This is a genomic window from Enterococcus ureilyticus (assembly GCF_001730315.1).
GTDB lineage: Bacteria > Bacillota > Bacilli > Lactobacillales > Enterococcaceae > Enterococcus_L > Enterococcus_L ureilyticus.
Genome location: NZ_MIKC01000041.1, coordinates 33,213 through 50,888, shown reverse-complemented (window position 1 = coordinate 50,888; position 17,676 = coordinate 33,213). Strand labels below are relative to the sequence as shown.

Sequence of the window (17,676 nt, the reverse complement as noted above, 5' to 3'; positions counted from 1 at the left end):
TTGTTCACCTATGCCTTCCCTTGTAGTACTGCTTCTAAAATAGCCATTCTCATATATACGCCATTACTCATTTGTTGAATGATCCGCGACTGGATTCCTTCAACAAGCGAATCTGCTAACTCAACATCACGATTAATTGGTGCTGGATGCATGATGATTGCTTGTTTTTGCAAATGTTTTGCTCGTTCGATGGTTAACCCAAAATTTTTATGATATTCCTCTTTCGAAAATATTTCTGAACCGTCATGCCGCTCATGTTGTACTCGAAGCATCATCATCACATCAACAGTTTCCACAACTTCATCAAGTGGCATGTAGTGTCCATAGGCTTCAAATTGTTTGTCATACCATTCTTCTGGGCCTGAGAAAAAGATTTTTGCGCCAAGTCGCTTTAGCATCTGCATGTTCGATTTAGCTACACGTGAATGGGTGATATCGCCAACGATAGCTATATTGAGTCCTTCAAAGTGTCCAAATTCTTCGTAGATAGTCATCAAATCCAATAAACATTGTGTAGGATGTTGCCCACTGCCATCACCACCATTGATAATAGCGCATTGAATCGTTTTACTTTGGATCAGTTCATCGTAATAATTTTCTTCACTATGACGAATAACCGCCACATCAACTCCGATTGCCGACATTGTCAGCACCGTATCATAAAGCGTCTCACCTTTTTTGACTGAACTCATACTCTCTTCAAATTCTATGACTTCAATCCCAAGTTTCTTTTCAGCTACATCAAAACTTTTATGTGTTCGTGTACTATTTTCAAAGAATAAGTTTGTCGCAAAGTACTGTTTCTTTTCCGGCTGCCACGTCGCTCCTTGTTTAAATTCCTGTGCGCGTCGGATCAACCCCATAACTTCTTGATCACTTAATGCTTCTACAGTTAAAAGGTGTTTCAAGCTAATACGTTCAGATGTGATGATCATACGTTCATTCCTCCCTATTTTAAAAGCTGAAAGAACTCATTCAGCCTTGAAACTAGACAACTTATTCATTCCTGTTGCTAGATGGACTTTTCTTCACTGCGTGCTGTTTCTGGTAATATTAAATTTAGAATAATTCCTAAAACTGTAGCCAATGCCATTGATGATAATTCAAACGTATCTAGCTTAAAAACTAATCCCCCGATTCCTATCACTAAGATTACAGAAGCGATCAATAAATTCTTTTTCTTATCAAAATTGATTTGATTGTCAATCAAGATTTTTAATCCACTAGCAGCAATCACTCCGAATAAAACGAAGCTGATACCGGAAATCACTGGACCAGGGATGCTTAGGATAATGGCGCTTAATTTCCCAACAAAACCAAGTCCAACAGCGAAAACTGCCGCTCCGCCAATCACAAAGACGCTGTGAACCCGAGTAATGGCTAAAACTCCGATATTTTCACCATAACTAGTTACGGGAGGGCCACCGACTAGCCCTGCGACAATTTGAGCCGCTCCGTCGCCCATTAGTGTTTTGGATAAACCGGGATCTTGAAAATAGTTGCGTTTGGTCAGCTTATTTAAGACCATTAAGTGCCCGATATGTTCTGTCATTGTAACGAAGGCAATTGGTGCCATCGTTGTGATAGCATTTAAATGTAATTTTGGCTGATACTGCACAAATGGAATTTCAAAATTCGGCATGGCAAACCATGCAGCTGCCTTGATCGGTTCGACATCAACGATCCCGAATAACAAAGCCACTAGATATCCGCTCACAATCCCTAGTAAAATGGGAATCAAACCGAGGAATCCTTTGAAAAACATGTTATAAAAAATGGTTAAGCCTAGTGTAATAAGTGCTACTGCAATATAGCTAAAATCGTACTCACCATTATTGAACATGGCATTATTTGCCGCGTTTGATGCGAGTCCCAACCCAATCACCATGACCACGGGGCCAACGACGATTGGCGGTAAAATTTTATCTAGCCAGCTTGAACCAATTTTACTAATGATGATTGATACAATTAGGTAAACGAGACCCGTTGTGATCGCTCCTTGGGCGATTGCTGGATAACCGTCAGTTTTCATCAGCATCTGCATGGCAGCTATAAAAGCAAAGCTACTTCCTAAGTATGCAGGAATTTTCCCTTTCGTCACAAACAGATAGACGATTGTTCCTAATCCAGAACTTACTAAGGCAATCCCTGGATCGATTCCTACTAAAATCGGAACCAAAACTGTTGCACCAAACATGGTGAATAAATGCTGTAAACTCAAACCTATCCAATGTATTGTCTTCGGTCTATCATGTATATCTAAAACTGCTTCTTCATTACGAAATTCTTTTTCTGTCATCTCAACCTACCCTATCTTTTACTAATCTATTTGTTTACTCTTCTATACTAGCGATCAAAATTCGATCTGTTCCGTCTTTTTCTTCTACTTCCACAATGATTTCTTCAGCCATTGATGTTGGAATATTCTTTCCAACGTAGTCAGCTCTGATTGGAAGTTCCCTATGTCCTCTGTCTACTAAGACTGCTAGTGAAATTTTTCTTGGTCGTCCCAGATCCATGACTGCATCCATTGCTGCTCGGATCGTCCGACCTGTAAACAGGACATCATCAATTAAAATAACCTCTTTTCCTTCTAATGAAACAGGTATGTCTGACGAGTGCAATTCTGGTTCTTCCAAAGAGCGTTCTTTCATTGTCTGACCATCCATATCATCACGGTATAATGTGATATCAAGCTCACCTACAGGAACCTCGATTTGTTCTAATTGTTTCAACCGCTCAGCAATTCGTTGTGCAATATAGATCCCTCGCGTTTTGATTCCTACTAATACGATATCTTGGACTCCTTTGTTTCTTTCGATGATTTCATATGTGATTCTGGTTAAGGCACGTTTCATAGTAACTGCATCAACGACTTCTTTTGTTTGCATTTTTGTCTCCTCCTGAAAATATAGTTTTTCTTGCCACCTTATGCGTGACTTGTTTCAGCGTAAAGGCGTTACACTTACTCTTTTTTGTTTGGTGTTGGTGCTTGTTCTTCCTAATTTGGAGTAGTTGGCGCTTTTGTACGGTGACTTCTCTCACTTCATTCGCCAAGCCTTGTTCATCATCTGCTCTATGAAGCAATCTTAGTGATTCAAAGCATACAAAAATCCTCCCACCCGTGTTCGGATAGGAGGATTGAATTTATCTATACAAAGATACTATTCATTTCACACAGATTTTTTCTAAGCGCACCTAGATATTGTTCTGCATGTTTCCTTCTTAGCCTCACGGGACTACTCTTAAAGGATTACTTATTTAATTTTCTTTCTCAAATCAGTTTACCTTTTCTTTTTAAATAAATCAATCATTATTTCTTAATTGATCTAAAGTTTTTTCAAAAAGGTCGGGTAGCGGTGCTTCAAAAACCATCATTTGGCCAGTTGTCGGGTGTTTGAATCCTAGCATTTCAGCATGTAAAAATTGTCCGTTGCCTTTTAAGGTTTTTCTTGGCCCGTATAATGGGTCCCCGGCAACTGGATAGCCAATATACTTCATATGAACGCGAATTTGATGCGTTCGACCTGTTTCTAATTGTAATTGAACTAATGTATAGCCCTCAAAGCGCTCTAACACTTCAAAATGCGTGACAGCTGGCTTTCCACCTTCTATTACCGCTTGCATCTTTCGATCATTTTTAGAGCGGCCGATCGGTGCATTGATTTCACCTTTATCATGTGCAATTTCTCCATGAACTAAAGCGATATATTTTCTAAGGGATGTTTTATCTTTTAATTGTTCTGCTAATGCAACATGTGCTTGATCATTTTTGGCAACCATTAATAAACCCGAAGTGTCCTTGTCAATGCGATGAACGATTCCTGGACGAATGATACCATTGATCGAGGATAAGTCCTTGATATGGTATAGCAATGCATTTACTAATGTGCCATGCTGATGTCCAGCTGATGGATGTACGACCATCCCTTGTGGTTTATTGACGACTAATACATCATCATCTTCATAAACGATTTCAATTGGGATATCTTCAGCTAGAACATTCAATTCTTCAGGTTCTGGTACATCGATACTAATCTCATCTTGCTCCTTGACTTTATAATTAGAACGAGTCACTTCACCATTGACCGTTATGTGTTCATCTTTTAACCATTGTTGAATTTGCGAACGGGAATGCTCTTTTAATAGATCACTTAAAACTTTGTCGATCCGTCCTTTTTCTTGTTTGATTTTTACATTAATTTGCTTCATTTTTTCCATCCTTCGCTGCTTTTTCGTCTAAAATAAGATAAATAAAAATACATATTACGCCAATAACTAGCGCTGAGTCAGCAACATTGAATATAGGAAAGCTGATAAATTCCGTTTGGAACATGTCAACCACAAAACCTAGACGTACACGATCGATAAAATTTCCGATCGCTCCTGCTAAAACTAAAGTCAAACCGACCGTAAACCACTTGCTTCCATTAATATTTTTAACGAGAATGTACAAAACGACGGCGACTACGATTACCGTCACAATGTAAAAGAACCACATTTTCCCTTCTAAAAGACTCCAAGCTGCACCTGTATTACGAATATACGTAAAGGATAAAAACCCAGGAATAAATTCTTTTGTGTCTCCTAGTTGGATATTGGCTACCGTTAAATATTTTACCCATTGATCGAGCCCAATCAATGCGGCACTGATAATCAAATAAATTGCTAACAAATGCTTCATTCCTTCTCTAAATTATTGTATAAATCTCTTGGGCGAATAATTCCAAGTAAACTGCCATTTGGATTCCCATCTTTTGTAATCAATATTGCTTCTAATCGAATGTGATGCGCAAACAGTTCTTCTACTTGAAAGACAGTTGTTTCTTTATCTACAAATCGATAATTGCTTTCTTTATAATTACTAACTAAAAGCTCTGATGCTTTTCTTCCGTCTAATTGAATAGCTCCTTTAGAACTTTCAACAGCTAGCCAAATCCCTAAACCACGAACGGTGATCAAACCATTAAATTGACCATTATCATAAATTGGAAATTGCGAATATTGTTTGCGGGCCACAATCGATAAAATCTCTTGAATTGAGATATTGACATCAAAACCTGTTACTTTTTTTAAAAAACGCGGCAGAACTTTTTCAGGACTAATCAACGCTTTTTCAATTTCCTGCAAACGTTTGACTGCCCATTCATTTGGTTCAGCGATAACAAAATCCGCTGAGATTTGTTCATGTACAATTGCATTTCTTAATTGAGCCATTTGGAGTAAATCATCTTGGAACAACGAAATTTGACTTTCTCTTTTTCTAGCTAAACGCCGAACCATTTCACTGAACCCTATATTTGTTGAGTTATTCAACTGCTCACGAAGCCATTTTTCAATACGATTGAAACTACTTAAAAACGCCTCTGCTCTTTCACCCATTAAGTTTTCTCCTTAATTATATACGCTTTATTTAGCATAAAAAATACAAAGATAAAATAAAGGATCATGAGCAACAAGATACCCCACAACGATAAATGTAGCACAGGAATCATAAACATCCCCACAAAGAGTATAACATAAACAACTATCAAGGTTGGATTCATCGTTATTTCTAACTCAATCAATTGCCCACTGTCTTCAACTGTAAAAGGAGCGCTCTTTAAAAAAGAGAATTGAGCTTGAATGGTACATTTCATTTCATCTAACTCAACTTGTTTCGTTTGATTTTGACTTAAGTAAAACCATTTTTTCTGCTCTTTTTTAATCTCGATTGGACTACCCATTCCATAAAATCCGGTATTTCTAGTACAACGAATCATCATGTATATCCCTCCTCGAGCTTTAGTTTAAAGTATATAACAAAAAACCGTAGACTGGAAGAAAGAAGTTGCTTTTATTTTATAAGTAATAAATCGATTTCTTGATAAATTTCTGTATCAACCAGCATCAAAATTCTCTATTCCCGAACTTTTTGTTCTTATTTAATAAAATTTATTAAGCTGCCACCAATTTAAACGTTTCCATACGGAGCGTTTTATCACAAACATTACTTTTTTACAAAAGATTGACGGCTTCGTTTTTTCACTTTATAATGATGCTAGACTTTAGAAAATAAAGGAGCGTGATTTGAATGGAAAAAGGGTTCGTCAAGTGGTTCGATAATAGAAAAGGTTACGGCTTTATTGGTTACAATGAAGACGAGGAAATCTTTGTTCATTTCACAGCAATTGAAGAAGATGGCTTTAAGTCGTTAGAAGAAAATCAGGCAGTCGAATTTGAAGTAATGGAAGGCACACGTGGGTTACAAGCAGCTCATGTGAAGAAAATATAGAAAAACAGCATCCTGTATAAATACAGGATGCTGTTTTTTTAATAATGTTTACTAATAGTCAGCTCAGGATCATCTATAATTGTTGCCTTAAATGATTTATGCTGCTTGATTGTTTCTATAAATGCGTTTTTATTCTTTTTAGTCATAATAAACATCTGTGTTCCTTCTTTGAAATCACACGATTTTAGTTCAATGCATTTAGGTCCCACTCGAATAGCTTCAATTGCACTCAATGTAATTTTTTTTCGTCTCACTGGTAATAAAGCATGAACGACCAAGTATTTTCCGTCTATTATAAAATAACGATTGCATCCTAAAAAGACAAAGAAAATAAAAATACCCAAGACAATATTACTTGTTAAGTAAGGACGAGTATGTTCCAATGTTAAAATCAAACTTAAAAATAAAATGCCAAATGTACAAGACCAATAAATTATCGCTGTTGATAATTCTGGTTGCCAATGATAGACTTTTTTCTTCATGTAGCGACCCCTTAATAAAAATTCAGTATGTTATAATAGTAACATACTTCAACTTTTAACGAAAAGAAATAAGGAGATATTTATGTTACGAATATATGTCGATGCTGCAACAAAAGGAAATCCAGGTCCAAGCGGCGGTGGAATTGTCGTTGTTGGTGACGGGATTCACGAACAATTTCACGTTCCACTTGGTGAGCACTCAAATCATGAAGCAGAATTTAAAGTTTTTATGAATGCTCTTCAACTACTGATTGATAAAGAGTTAAATGATCAAACAATCTTAATTCATTCTGATAGTAAAATCGTTGTTCAAACGATTGAAAAACGATATACTAAGAATCTTTTATTTCAACCTTATTTAGAGACGTTCCAACAATTGGAGAAGAACTTTCCTTTACTTTTAATAAAATGGATTCCTGAAAGTCAAAATAAAGGTGCTGATAGCTTAGCGCGACAAGCTTTGCAAAAATATCAATAATCTTGTTTTACGTTGTCAAATCAACTATGGCTCCATTTGTTACTTGAAGAATCGAAGCAGCAGGTAATTCAATTTGCAGGCCTCTTTTACCTGCTGAGACAATGATTGTAGTGTAATCAGAGGCTTCTTTAGCAAGATAAGTTGGAAACAACTTTTTCATGCCAATGGGTGAACAACCTCCTCTGATGTATCCAGTTGTTTCTTCCAAGTCTTTCAGATGGAGCATTTCAACTTTCTTATTACCGCTTGCACTAGCCAGTTTTTTCAAATCTAGTTCCTTATTACCTGGGATAACAGCGACAACTGGTCCTGTTTTATTCCCTACAGTCACTAAGGTTTTAAAGATCTTCCCCTCTTCTATCGCTAGTTTTTCTGCAACGCTATCTGCACTTAAGTGATCCTCACTCCACTCAAATTCATATTCCTTATAAGCTATCTTATGTTGTTCCACGATGCGCATCGCATTTGTTTTTTGTGTTTTCTTTTTCTTGGCCAATTCTACTCACCTCATACTTAAGTGTATCAAAGAACGTTATGGATGCAAGAAAAAAGACTAGTTTAGAAATTAGTCTTTCATTTCTAAGCTAGTCTTATTCTTATAACGCTAATGTGTTAAGAATCTCACGCAATTCACCTACAGGTACTTGACCAGGGGCAGATGCTTTTTTGGCAGCACCAAAAGTCATTGCTGATCCAAAAACTTCACCGCACATTCTGCTGACCATCCCTTTTTGACCCATCGACATAGTGACAATCGGACGATCTGCATGTTTTGTTTGCATTTCATTGGTAGCTTCTAAAAGGGTTAAAACATCATCTGATGATTGAGGCATTACAGCAATTTTACAGATATCTGCATTTTTTTCTTGCATTGTACATAATCTTGAAACGATTTCCTCTTTGCTAGGCGTTTTGTCAAAATCATGATTACACATCACGATTTTGATTGTTTTTTGGTGCGCTAATTGAATGATTTCTTGGACAGCCTCTTCTTCCATAAACAATTCAACATCTAATAAGTCAATTACGCCATTTTCAATAACTGTTTTATATAAATCAAAATATTGCTGATCTGAAAATGCAATTTCTCCACCTTCTTGTTTCGTGCGGAATGTGAACAGAACTGGCTTATCCGATAAAATCTCTGCAATTTTTTTAGATATTTCTGCCGTCGCTTGAAAATCTGCTACTTGATCAAAAAAGTCAACACGCCATTCAACAAGATCGCAATCAATCGTTACTAAATATTTCGCCTCTTCTATTAATTCTTTTTCATTTTTACCTACTAGAGGAACAATAATCTTAGGACTCCCACTTCCGAGAGTCACGTTTTTAACTGTGACGGTATTCATTTGTTTTTCCTCCCTATTTAGATGTATCGATCGTTTGACGATAGCGGATAAAAATAATGACCGCTAAGACAAAACCGATTCCCGCAATGATTGTATCTAATAGCATAATGCCACGAGGGTTGCTACTAGCGATTCTACCAGAAACAACAGGAATAGCAAAGGAAGCAATACTTCCGAATGTATAAAAAATTCCAGTTATCGTGCCTTTACCAGCTGGGAACATTTCTCCCATAACTGTTAATCCTAACTGCATTACACCACCGGCTGCAAAGAATCCAACTAAAACGGCTCCAACAATCAATACTGTCGGTGTTGGGAACAACCACATAGCTGTAATGGATAAAAATGAAGCGAGCGTGTATGGCAATACTAGATTGACTGGACGAACCTTAGCTGCAACAACTGCCGTTACACCAACACAGACTAATGAACCTGTTGAATAATATGAAACAAGTAACTTGGCTGAGTTTTCTGACATAGCTGCAACTTCTTGTCCATATACTGCAATATATTGACTAATCAGATAAAATGTTGCTTGAGAAATAAAGCCATAAATGACAAATGCAACGCCTTCGATATGCATTTTAGGTTTACTTTTGAATATTGTAACTGGAGCTGCTTCAATTTCAATGCCTTCTTTTTCAGCTTCTTTATTATCTGAATCTGGAAAAGGTAGTTTTAATAAGAACAAAGCGTTGACACATAATAAAACAAGACACACAACAAAGGACCAGCCGAACCATAAACCACTGCTTCCTAAAAAGGCAATAATAAATGGTAAAGCGAATTGACCAATTTGGACAGCTGCTTTGATTAACACACTTGCTGTCCCAGCTGTTTTAGGAAAAGACTCCATTAAAGCAGGATAAGTTCCTGAATCCAAACAAGAATTAGCAATTCCTGCAATCACACCAAATGCCATCGCAACTGGTACACTTGGACTGAATAAAATTCCAACAAAAAATAATGCATAAATCAGCATACCTAGATAAACAAACGGCTTACGGCCAAATTTATCTGATAACCAGCCAGAAATCAAAATCGCGACTAATCGCCCAATCCCGAGCATTGCCACAACACCAGATACACCTTCAATATTCGTGTTCCATTGTGCAGCTAATGCATCTTTGTTTTGCATGATGATCAAAACGCCCATCCCATGCACAATATAGTTGATATACAGCCCTAACGCTGTTGGTACATATTTATTTTTCATTCATTTCTCTCCTGTAAGTAACATTGTTTTTTGTTTAAAATAATAGCTCACGAATATAATCAACTGGCATATCTTCACCAGTAAAATGTTTGAACGCTTCAGCACCTTGATAAAGCATCATGCCAAGGCCATTAATCGTTTTCTTTGCGCCATGTTCACGGGCAAATTTTAATAATTTTGTTTCTTTTGGAATATAGACTACATCAAAAACAACTAAATCTGGACGAATTACTTCTGGATCATTAATTAGACTTTCTTCTTGTAATGGTTTCATCCCTACACCTGTTGCATCGATGTAAATACTGCTCTCGCTGATAGATTGCTTAAATGCTGCTTGGTCAGATAAGTCTGTCAATGTTGCAACACATTCTGTGTTTCCGTTGATTTTCTTAACCGTTTCTTCTGCTGTTTGATAGTGTTGATCATTGATATTGAAAATCCGTAATTCTTTTACCCCATCTAAAGCAGCTTGGATCGCAATTGCTGTTCCAGCGCCTCCTGCACCGGTCATCGTAACGATTTGCCCCTTCACTTCAACGCCCTCTTCTTTTAAGGCCCGCATTGCTCCCGTACCATCTGTTACATGACCAACTAAGTGCCCTTTCCCCTCTTTATTGGTCACTGTATTCACTGCACCAACTAATTCCGCTGCTGGTGAAAGTTCATCTAAATAAGGAATGATGGCTTGCTTATTAGGCATTGAAACGTTCGAACCACGAATTCCTAGCGCACGAATCCCTTGAACAGCATCTTTTAACTCTTCGTTTCCAACTTCAAACGCCATATAAGCATAATCTAAGCCTAGCTTAGCAAAAGCTTCATTGTGCATGGTTGGTGATAAACTGTGGCGAATCGGTGTTGCAATCAAGCTGATTAATAATGTGTGTCCGTCAATTCTTTCTGTCATTTTAAATTCCCTCACTTTATATAGTTTGTGTTGCTTGTAAGCTCTTTGTTTGTTCGAATAGCATTTTTTGCGTTCTTGTATTTTCTAAGACTTCGATTGTTTTTAAAATATCTCGTGCTTCCCGAGTTCCTTCCATAATTCGTCTTGCTACCTTGCTATCTCCCATATTCAATAGAACAGCTCCATTGCTTCTAGCATAATTATCTAGTTCTCGAATCAAAGGTGCCTCTGCACGCATGCCAAGACAGACAAAGCCTAAATCGAATGGTAGTTCCATTAACTCACCATCTTTTTCAACTAAGAAGCTACTTTCTCTAACTTCTGTCAACTTAGTCTCTACATGGACTTCCACACCAAATTTCTCAACAATTTCCATCATTGCTAATTTTGTGATCAAATCTAAATCTTTCCCGATTTCTACTTGCATTTCCACGATACTAACTTTTTTCGCTCCACGTTCAGCGTAATATTCCACCACATCAAGCCCAACAGCACCACCACCGATTACAACGATTTCTTTGCCTTCAAACTCTTGAAATTTCGTCATATCATCCAAAATATCAAAAATAGAGAAAATTTTCCGATTTGGATTAGCTAACTGTTCTTTTAATCCATTTATAGGTGGTAATAATGGTTTTGCCCCCGTTGCATTAACAATAATATCCGGTCCAATGGCTTCAATATCAGCTAGTGATGCAGGCTGATTCAAATGAATCGCTAAGTTGTCGAGCTCTTTACAACGATTGATTTGATAGGTAATAAAATCGTCGATTCTTTTTTTATCAGGGAAGCGAGCAATCTCGTGCCCTAAACCACCTAGATAATTTTTTTGTTCAAAAAGTTCCACATTAACGCCCACTTCAGCAGCTGTTGCAGCAGCTTCAAGCCCTGTAGTCCCTCCACCGATCACAACCATTTTGGTTGGATGCAAAATTGGTTTCATTTTGTAGTCATCTTCATAATGTAAATCTGGATTAACCGTACAACGCATTGGACGTGCTTTCGCAATGCGATGATCAGCACAACCAATATTACAGGAAATACATTTTCTAAGTAAATCTTCTTGTCCGTTCGCAACTTTATTGACCCAATTCGGCTCAGCAATCAAACCACGTCCCATCGCAAGTAGGTCGGCATCACCTGATTCTAAAATTTCTGTCGCTCTTTTAGGACTACGAATATTTCCAGAAGTAACTGTTATTTTATCAGGAAAACGTTCCTTCACAGCTTTTGACATATAGGCACGCCAGCCATCTGGTAAGTTCATTTTATCGATTTGATATTGCAAACTGTCGTTCAATGCAGCTGAGACATTCAAAATATCTACTTCTTCCGCAAAGTAGCTTAAAATATCAATCGTATCTTCTAAAGTATTACCACCTTCTAGTAATTCATCCGCACTAAAACGTAGTGAGATTGGGAAAAATGGCCCTACAGCTTTTCGAACAGCTTCTACCACTAGTTTCGTTAAGCGTGCACGATTTTCCGGACTACCTCCAAATTTATCTGTTCGCTTATTATATAATGGAGATAAAAATTGACTTAACAGATAAGAATGCCCTGCGTGAATTTCTACACAATCAAAACCAGCTCTTTGCGCTCTTAAAGCCCCATCTGCATAACGGTCAACAATTCCATAAATCTCTTCTTCTGTTAAAGGTCGTGGAATCGGGTTCCCTTTTTTAGAGGGGATATTAGATGCTGAGACTGGTTGCTCTCCATCTAAACGTAAACCATAAGCCGATGCTCCAGCATGGTTGATCTGTACAGAAGTACACGCTCCATAAGCATGCATTTTTTCATTAAAGTTCCATAGACCTGAAATATATTGATCATTATCCATCCTTAGCTGGCGAGCCCCATTGGTTCCCATTGGATAATCGATGCAAACATTTTCTAGCGTAATCAGACCGGTTCCACCTTTAGCACGTTGTTCGTAATAAGAAACATGCTGCATACTGAAAGTACCATCCATGTTAGCGAAATTCGTCCCCATTGGCGGCATGACAACCCGATTTTTTAAAGTCATTCGTTTTACACTTAATGGTTCAAAAATTGCTTGATAATTATTCATGATTTCCTCCTATTTTTAAAGTAGAATAGATTAGCTACAAAACTTGATCGTGAAAAAGCTAACTTGAATCTATTTTATTTTATAAAAAAATAGATGTCTCCTACTTCTATGTAATTATTTGAATCGAAATATCAATTCCATCAATTGTTAAACATTTCACAATTACTGTGATTTTATTGTAATCCAGTCGATCAATAAATTCCAATGAATGTTTTTTATGTTTCCGATAAACAATATTTATACATTGTTTTAAAATGATTTTGGTTTTTTTGATGCATGTTTGAGTATTTATTGATAAACTATGCTTATGAATGACCAATAAGGAGTTTTTACCTATGAATTTGCGACAACTAGAATTTTTTAGAATGTTAGCTGATACCCAACATATGACCCACGCAGCAAAATTATTAAATACAACACAGCCCAATTTAAGTCACTCTATGTCTGAACTAGAGAAAGAATTAGACGCCCAACTTTTTGAAAAAAAAGGCAGAAATATTCAACTGACCAAATACGGAAAATTTTTCTACACCTATGTGTCAACTGCTTTAGAAGAATTAGCGAAAGGTGAACGTGCCTTAAAAGAATTAGTCAGTCCTGAAAAAGGGTTGATCGACTTTGGTTTTATTTATACTGCTGGCTCTTTTTTAGCTCCTATGTTGATGAAAGAATTCTCTGCATACCCAGGTAATGAGCAAATTCGTTTTCATTTATTTCAAGGAAATTCTTCAGATATGACTGATTTATTATTAAAAGAAGATGTTGATCTTGCAATCACTTCTAAGTTAAAAGAAGATGAACAACTAAATTATGAAATTTTAACAGAGCAGGAAATCGTTTTGATTGTACCTGTTGACCATCCCCTGGCAAGCTACGACAGTATTTCTTTAAAAGAAACAAGTGCTTATCCCTTTGTTTACTTTAATCAGAGAAGTGGTTTGCGCCCTTACCTTGATAAGATGTTAACAGCCGCCTCTGTTACACCAAATATTATTTGTGAAGTGGAAGAAGATCACACCATGCTTGGATTTGTTGCCCACAATTATGGAATAGCTTTGATGCCTAAAATCCCTTCAATTTCAGCCTATAATGTCAAAATGATTACCCTTAAAGATAATTTTTTTCCTCGCTACATCTATTTAGCTACGAAAAAAGATCATTTTTTATCACCTGCTGCCTTACGCTTTAAAGAATTTATCGTCTCGTTTGCTCAAAATATGTTTTATGAATAGCAAAAAGAATCGTTCCTGAGAGAGAACGATTCTTTTTGCTATTTTATAATTTCAATGAAAAATACTTTTAGATAGTTACCTTCTTCAAAATGCTTATTGGTTCTAAAATCATTCGGTAGTTGATAGGTTTCTTTAAATTGATACCGAACTTGCTTTTCTTCTAATGCCTGAACTATCATGTGTTTATATTTCTCTAAAGAAATATTTGCAGCATTTGTTGAAGCAATCAATAAGCCTTCTTGTTCTAAAATATCTACTGAATCTTTCACTAAATCCCCATAATTTTTAGCTACGGAAAATACTTTCTTCTTATTTCGAGCAAAACTTGGCGGATCTAAAATGATTACATCATAATGTAACTGCTTACGTGACGCATATTTAAAGTAGTCGAAAACGTCCATAACGATGATTTTTTGATCGTCTACGGCTAAATGATTCACTTCAAATTGTTCTTTTGTTTTCGGTAAACTTCGTTTTGCCAAGTCTACACTAGTCGTTGTACTAGAGCCGCCCATTGCGCTGGCAACTGAAAATGCGCCTGTATAGCTAAACATATTCAAGACTGTCTTGCCAGCTACTACGCCTTCAACTAAACGCCCTCTTACTTCTTTTTGGTCTAGAAAAATCCCTGTCATCAATCCATCATTTAAATACGTAGCATACCTTACACCGTTCTCATAGACGAATAGCGGTTCAGGTGCCTCTAACCCAAATAATTTTTGAGATTCAGGTAATGTATCACTCGTAAAGCGGACTTTTTCATAGGCTCCTTTAATTTCTGGAAAGCTATTTCTAAACGCTTGAATGATCGTTGCTTTTTTCTGATACAAGGTTTCGTTATACCAAGAGAAAACAGCGAATTTATCGTAACGATCAATGATCAATCCGCCTAACCCATCCCCTTCTCCATTAAATAAACGGTAAGCCGTCGTAGCTTCCTCTTGATCAAAAACTTGCCGATGATCTTTCGCTTTTAAAAATAAATTTTCTAGAAAAAGTGAATCAATCGTTCCTTTCCAATTAACCAACCAGCCAATTCCTTTATTTTGCTTACCAAGATATCCTGTAGCAAGAAACTTTCCTTGACTATCCACGAATCTGATCCACTCATCAGTGAATGTTTTCGGTATTTCCAATAAATCTTCTTTTTGAATTAGCGGGTATCTTCCCTTAAATTTTTTTTCTGATTTCTTTGTTACCATTATATTCATTTTTCGTTACTTCCTTTGCCAAATTTGATTCCTTAGTAAAAACTACTATAGAGCTCACCATTTGCTAGTATAGCAAAAATTATTTCTTCTGTCGCCAGACATTATCAACTGATTGGGTCTGATAATCTTAAGAAAAGTAAAATTTCATTAACTTTTATGAGGACAATCCTGATTTAAATTGACATCGAATTGTAGACAGAGTAGAATTAGAACAGTATACGGAAAGCTCTTAGAATTGTTTCTTAGGCTTTCCTTTAGATTTGACTTCGGAAAGGATACGTTTATTTTGAATAATATAAAAAAAATACATATGCCTAATTTTTTAAACACTAGACTAGGACTGTTTGGGTTTGTGGCAGTATTAATCTGGCTAAAAAATATTTTTGCCTATACGGTTGATTTCCATTTAAGAATCGAAAATGCTTTCGAGTATTTCATTCTCTTTATTAATCCAATCGCCTCAACCTTTTTCTTATTGGCTATCGCTTTGTATGTTAGAAGAAAGAGAGCCTCATATATTACTATGATGGTGATCTATTTCTTGATGACATTACTGGTCTTTTCAAATGTCGTTTACTATAGAGAATTTACTGACTTTATCACTGTCAACACAATGCTTGGTGCTGGAAAAGTTGCTAGCGGTCTTGGCGAAAGTGCTTTACGTTTGTTTAGACCTTATGACGTACTTTATTGGATCGACTTCATTATTATCGGTGTGTTATTGCTCACTAAAAAGATCAAAATGGATGAACGTCCTGTTCGAGCACGTGTCGCTGTTTCCATTACGATGTTGTCTGCTTTATTTTTCGTTACCAATTTAACATTAGCTGAAACAGCTCGTCCGCAATTATTAGGTCGCCAATTTTCTCGAGATTATATCGTTAAATTTTTAGGTTTGAATGCCTTTACGGTCTATGATGGTGTGACAACTTATCAAACTAACCAGGTTCGTGCTGAAGCGAGTGAAAATGATATGGATGCTGTAGCTGATTACGTTAAAGAACATCACGCTGCACCAAATCCAGATACCTTTGGGATTGCTAAAGGTAAAAATGTGATTTACATTCACTTAGAAAGTTTCCAACAATTTTTGATCGATTACAAATTGAAAGATGAGCAAGGTGTTGAACACGTTGTAACTCCTTTCATCAATAGCTTGTATCACAGCAATAGCACCTATAGTTTTGATAACTTCTTCCACCAAGTGGGACAAGGAAAAACAAGTGATGCTGAAACAATGTTCGAAAATTCATTATTTGGTTTAGATCAAGGTTCTTTATTCACCCAAGTGGGTGGTAAAAATACTTTTGAAGCAGCTCCAGCTATCTTGGGTCAAGAAGCAGGTTACACCAGTGCTGTCTTTCATGGAAATGCTGGTAACTTTTGGAATCGTAACGAAACGTATAAACATTTAGGATATAATTATTTCTTTGATGCAAACTACTATGATGTGAATGAAGATAATTCGTTCCAATATGGTTTGCATGACAAACCGTTTTTCCAACAGTCAGCCCAATACTTGGAACATTTACAACAACCGTTTTATTCTAAATTTATTGCTGTTTCAAATCACTACCCTTATTCACAATTTACAAACAATGAAGCTGGGTTCCCGATTGCACAAACAAATGATGAAACGATCAACGGCTACTTTGCTACAGCAAATTATCTTGACAAAGCAGTTGAAGAATTCTTTAATTATTTAAAAGCTTCTGGATTATATGAAAATTCTGTGATCGTACTTTATGGTGATCACTATGGCGTTTCTACTTCTAGAAATCAAAACTTAGCAGAACTTGTTGGAAAATCAAAATCAACTTGGAATGATTTTGACAATTCAACAATGCAACGCGTTCCTTATATGATTCATATTCCAGGACAAACAAATGGCGGGATCAATCATACTTATGGTGGTCAAATCGACGCTTTACCTACTCTATTACATCTAATGGGTATAGATACTAAAAATTATATTCAAATGGGACAAGATTTATTCTCTAAAGAAAATGCACAACTTGTTGCTTTTAGAAACGGAAATTATGTTTCACCTAAGTATACAATGCTAGGTTCTAGTATCTATGACACGGCAACTGGTCGTTTGATCGAAGAACCAACTGAACAACAGAAGCAAGAAGCGCAAGCCTTGAAAGACAAAGCGAACTTACAACTCGAAATGTCTGATCAAACAACAAATGGTGACTTGCTCCGTTTCTATACAAATAGCGGATTGACGCCTGTCAATCCAGACGATTATAATTACAAAGATCAATTGGAACAACTAGAAAAAATAGAAGCAGATAAAGGGCAAAAATCAACAAGTGTTTACAGCAAAAATGATAACACCTCTACCGTTGATAAATACCATACCGAATCTTATCAAGACTATTTAAAATCTGGACAATAACACAGAACAATCATGAAAGCTTGAGTAAATTACTCAAGCTTTTTTA

The 17,676-nt window shown here is 36.5% G+C and carries 18 protein-coding genes; 4 read left to right on the top strand and 14 right to left on the bottom strand.

Annotated features, from left to right (window positions below):
- Positions 1–8 precede the first annotated feature (8 nt).
- The 7 genes from BCR24_RS14935 to BCR24_RS14900 form a co-directional block, all read right to left on the bottom strand.
- A complete protein-coding gene (locus BCR24_RS14935; protein ID WP_069641294.1) occupies positions 9–935 on the bottom strand; it encodes an aspartate carbamoyltransferase catalytic subunit in 927 nt (308 codons plus the stop codon).
- Positions 936–1,012: 77 nt separating this feature from the next.
- Positions 1,013–2,299, bottom strand: coding sequence for a solute carrier family 23 protein (locus BCR24_RS14930; RefSeq protein ID WP_069641293.1), 1,287 nt, complete (start codon positions 2,297–2,299; stop codon positions 1,013–1,015).
- A 34-nt stretch (positions 2,300–2,333) separates the two neighbouring features.
- Positions 2,334–2,891 (bottom strand): bifunctional pyr operon transcriptional regulator/uracil phosphoribosyltransferase PyrR, encoded by a 558-nt coding sequence (pyrR, locus tag BCR24_RS14925; protein ID WP_069641292.1) that lies wholly within the window; start codon positions 2,889–2,891, stop codon positions 2,334–2,336.
- Between the two features lie 415 nt (positions 2,892–3,306).
- Entirely contained in the window at positions 3,307–4,212 is a 906-nt protein-coding gene (locus BCR24_RS14915) for an RluA family pseudouridine synthase (protein ID WP_069641290.1), read from the bottom strand.
- The gene (lspA, locus tag BCR24_RS14910) at positions 4,199–4,675 is read right to left on the bottom strand and encodes a signal peptidase II (RefSeq protein WP_069641428.1); all 477 of its coding nucleotides are present in this window, start codon (positions 4,673–4,675) and stop codon (positions 4,199–4,201) included. The genes BCR24_RS14915 and lspA overlap by 14 nt, the downstream gene beginning before the upstream one ends.
- Positions 4,676–4,680: 5 nt before the next feature.
- A complete protein-coding gene (locus BCR24_RS14905; protein WP_069641289.1) occupies positions 4,681–5,382 on the bottom strand; it encodes a CBS domain-containing protein in 702 nt (233 codons plus the stop codon).
- The gene (locus BCR24_RS14900) at positions 5,382–5,765 is read right to left on the bottom strand and encodes a hypothetical protein (RefSeq protein ID WP_069641288.1); all 384 of its coding nucleotides are present in this window, start codon (positions 5,763–5,765) and stop codon (positions 5,382–5,384) included. The genes BCR24_RS14905 and BCR24_RS14900 overlap by 1 nt, the downstream gene beginning before the upstream one ends.
- Before the next feature lie 308 nt (positions 5,766–6,073).
- Here BCR24_RS14900 and BCR24_RS14895 point away from each other — a divergent pair, with 308 nt between their 5' ends.
- Positions 6,074–6,274 carry a cold-shock protein gene (locus tag BCR24_RS14895; RefSeq protein ID WP_025869040.1) on the top strand — a complete coding sequence of 67 codons (201 nt, stop codon included), beginning with the start codon at positions 6,074–6,076 and terminating at the stop codon, positions 6,272–6,274.
- A 38-nt stretch (positions 6,275–6,312) separates the two neighbouring features.
- On the opposite strand, the gene BCR24_RS14890 is transcribed toward BCR24_RS14895, so the two are convergent.
- Entirely contained in the window at positions 6,313–6,756 is a 444-nt protein-coding gene (locus BCR24_RS14890; RefSeq protein WP_069641287.1) for an EbsA family protein, read from the bottom strand.
- A gap of 82 nt (positions 6,757–6,838) precedes the next feature.
- Between BCR24_RS14890 and BCR24_RS14885 the strand changes: the two genes are divergently transcribed.
- Positions 6,839–7,234, top strand: a complete 396-nt coding sequence (locus BCR24_RS14885; RefSeq protein WP_069641286.1) for a ribonuclease HI family protein — start codon at positions 6,839–6,841, stop codon at positions 7,232–7,234.
- Positions 7,235–7,241: 7 nt separating this feature from the next.
- On the opposite strand, the gene ybaK is transcribed toward BCR24_RS14885, so the two are convergent.
- The 5 genes from ybaK to BCR24_RS14860 all read right to left on the bottom strand — a co-directional run bounded on the left by ybaK (position 7,242) and on the right by BCR24_RS14860 (position 12,783).
- Positions 7,242–7,694: a Cys-tRNA(Pro) deacylase gene (gene ybaK / locus BCR24_RS14880; protein WP_069641427.1), complete on the bottom strand. Its 453-nt coding sequence runs from the start codon at positions 7,692–7,694 to the stop codon at positions 7,242–7,244.
- A 136-nt stretch (positions 7,695–7,830) separates the two neighbouring features.
- Positions 7,831–8,586 (bottom strand): type I 3-dehydroquinate dehydratase, encoded by a 756-nt coding sequence (gene aroD / locus BCR24_RS14875; RefSeq protein ID WP_069641285.1) that lies wholly within the window; start codon positions 8,584–8,586, stop codon positions 7,831–7,833.
- 13 nt (positions 8,587–8,599) lie between these two features.
- Positions 8,600–9,802 carry an MFS transporter gene (locus BCR24_RS14870; RefSeq protein ID WP_069641284.1) on the bottom strand — a complete coding sequence of 401 codons (1,203 nt, stop codon included), beginning with the start codon at positions 9,800–9,802 and terminating at the stop codon, positions 8,600–8,602.
- A gap of 34 nt (positions 9,803–9,836) precedes the next feature.
- Positions 9,837–10,709, bottom strand: a complete 873-nt coding sequence (locus BCR24_RS14865) for a shikimate dehydrogenase (protein WP_069641283.1) — start codon at positions 10,707–10,709, stop codon at positions 9,837–9,839.
- A 16-nt stretch (positions 10,710–10,725) separates the two neighbouring features.
- Positions 10,726–12,783 carry an oxidoreductase gene (locus tag BCR24_RS14860; protein WP_069641282.1) on the bottom strand — a complete coding sequence of 686 codons (2,058 nt, stop codon included), beginning with the start codon at positions 12,781–12,783 and terminating at the stop codon, positions 10,726–10,728.
- A 335-nt stretch (positions 12,784–13,118) separates the two neighbouring features.
- Between BCR24_RS14860 and BCR24_RS14855 the strand changes: the two genes are divergently transcribed.
- Positions 13,119–14,015 (top strand): LysR family transcriptional regulator, encoded by an 897-nt coding sequence (locus BCR24_RS14855; RefSeq protein WP_069641281.1) that lies wholly within the window; start codon positions 13,119–13,121, stop codon positions 14,013–14,015.
- Positions 14,016–14,053: 38 nt separating this feature from the next.
- Here the strand turns inward: BCR24_RS14855 and BCR24_RS14850 are convergent, their stop codons facing one another.
- Positions 14,054–15,226, bottom strand: coding sequence for a class I SAM-dependent rRNA methyltransferase (locus BCR24_RS14850; protein WP_069641280.1), 1,173 nt, complete (start codon positions 15,224–15,226; stop codon positions 14,054–14,056).
- Between the two features lie 295 nt (positions 15,227–15,521).
- Between BCR24_RS14850 and BCR24_RS14845 the strand changes: the two genes are divergently transcribed.
- A complete protein-coding gene (locus BCR24_RS14845; RefSeq protein ID WP_069641426.1) occupies positions 15,522–17,630 on the top strand; it encodes an LTA synthase family protein in 2,109 nt (702 codons plus the stop codon).
- Positions 17,631–17,676 lie beyond the last annotated feature (46 nt).

Bases quoted from the DNA above. Each gene is read 5' to 3' on its own strand.
- BCR24_RS14870 (WP_069641284.1), bottom strand. From the start codon at position 9,802: ATGAAAAATAAATATGTACCAACAGCGTTAGGGCTGTATATCAACTAT.
- BCR24_RS14905 (WP_069641289.1), bottom strand. From the start codon at position 5,382: ATGGGTGAAAGAGCAGAGGCGTTTTTAAGTAGTTTCAATCGTATTGAA.
- BCR24_RS14890 (WP_069641287.1), bottom strand. From the start codon at position 6,756: ATGAAGAAAAAAGTCTATCATTGGCAACCAGAATTATCAACAGCGATA.
- aroD (WP_069641285.1), bottom strand. From the start codon at position 8,586: ATGAATACCGTCACAGTTAAAAACGTGACTCTCGGAAGTGGGAGTCCT.
- BCR24_RS14855 (WP_069641281.1), top strand. From the start codon at position 13,119: ATGAATTTGCGACAACTAGAATTTTTTAGAATGTTAGCTGATACCCAA.
- BCR24_RS14900 (WP_069641288.1), bottom strand. From the start codon at position 5,765: ATGATGATTCGTTGTACTAGAAATACCGGATTTTATGGAATGGGTAGT.
- BCR24_RS14930 (WP_069641293.1), bottom strand. From the start codon at position 2,299: ATGACAGAAAAAGAATTTCGTAATGAAGAAGCAGTTTTAGATATACAT.
- BCR24_RS14865 (WP_069641283.1), bottom strand. From the start codon at position 10,709: ATGACAGAAAGAATTGACGGACACACATTATTAATCAGCTTGATTGCA.
- pyrR (WP_069641292.1), bottom strand. From the start codon at position 2,891: ATGCAAACAAAAGAAGTCGTTGATGCAGTTACTATGAAACGTGCCTTA.
- BCR24_RS14935 (WP_069641294.1), bottom strand. From the start codon at position 935: ATGATCATCACATCTGAACGTATTAGCTTGAAACACCTTTTAACTGTA.
- BCR24_RS14885 (WP_069641286.1), top strand. From the start codon at position 6,839: ATGTTACGAATATATGTCGATGCTGCAACAAAAGGAAATCCAGGTCCA.
- BCR24_RS14915 (WP_069641290.1), bottom strand. From the start codon at position 4,212: ATGAAGCAAATTAATGTAAAAATCAAACAAGAAAAAGGACGGATCGAC.
- BCR24_RS14850 (WP_069641280.1), bottom strand. From the start codon at position 15,226: ATGAATATAATGGTAACAAAGAAATCAGAAAAAAAATTTAAGGGAAGA.
- BCR24_RS14895 (WP_025869040.1), top strand. From the start codon at position 6,074: ATGGAAAAAGGGTTCGTCAAGTGGTTCGATAATAGAAAAGGTTACGGC.
- ybaK (WP_069641427.1), bottom strand. From the start codon at position 7,694: ATGCGCATCGTGGAACAACATAAGATAGCTTATAAGGAATATGAATTT.
- BCR24_RS14860 (WP_069641282.1), bottom strand. From the start codon at position 12,783: ATGAATAATTATCAAGCAATTTTTGAACCATTAAGTGTAAAACGAATG.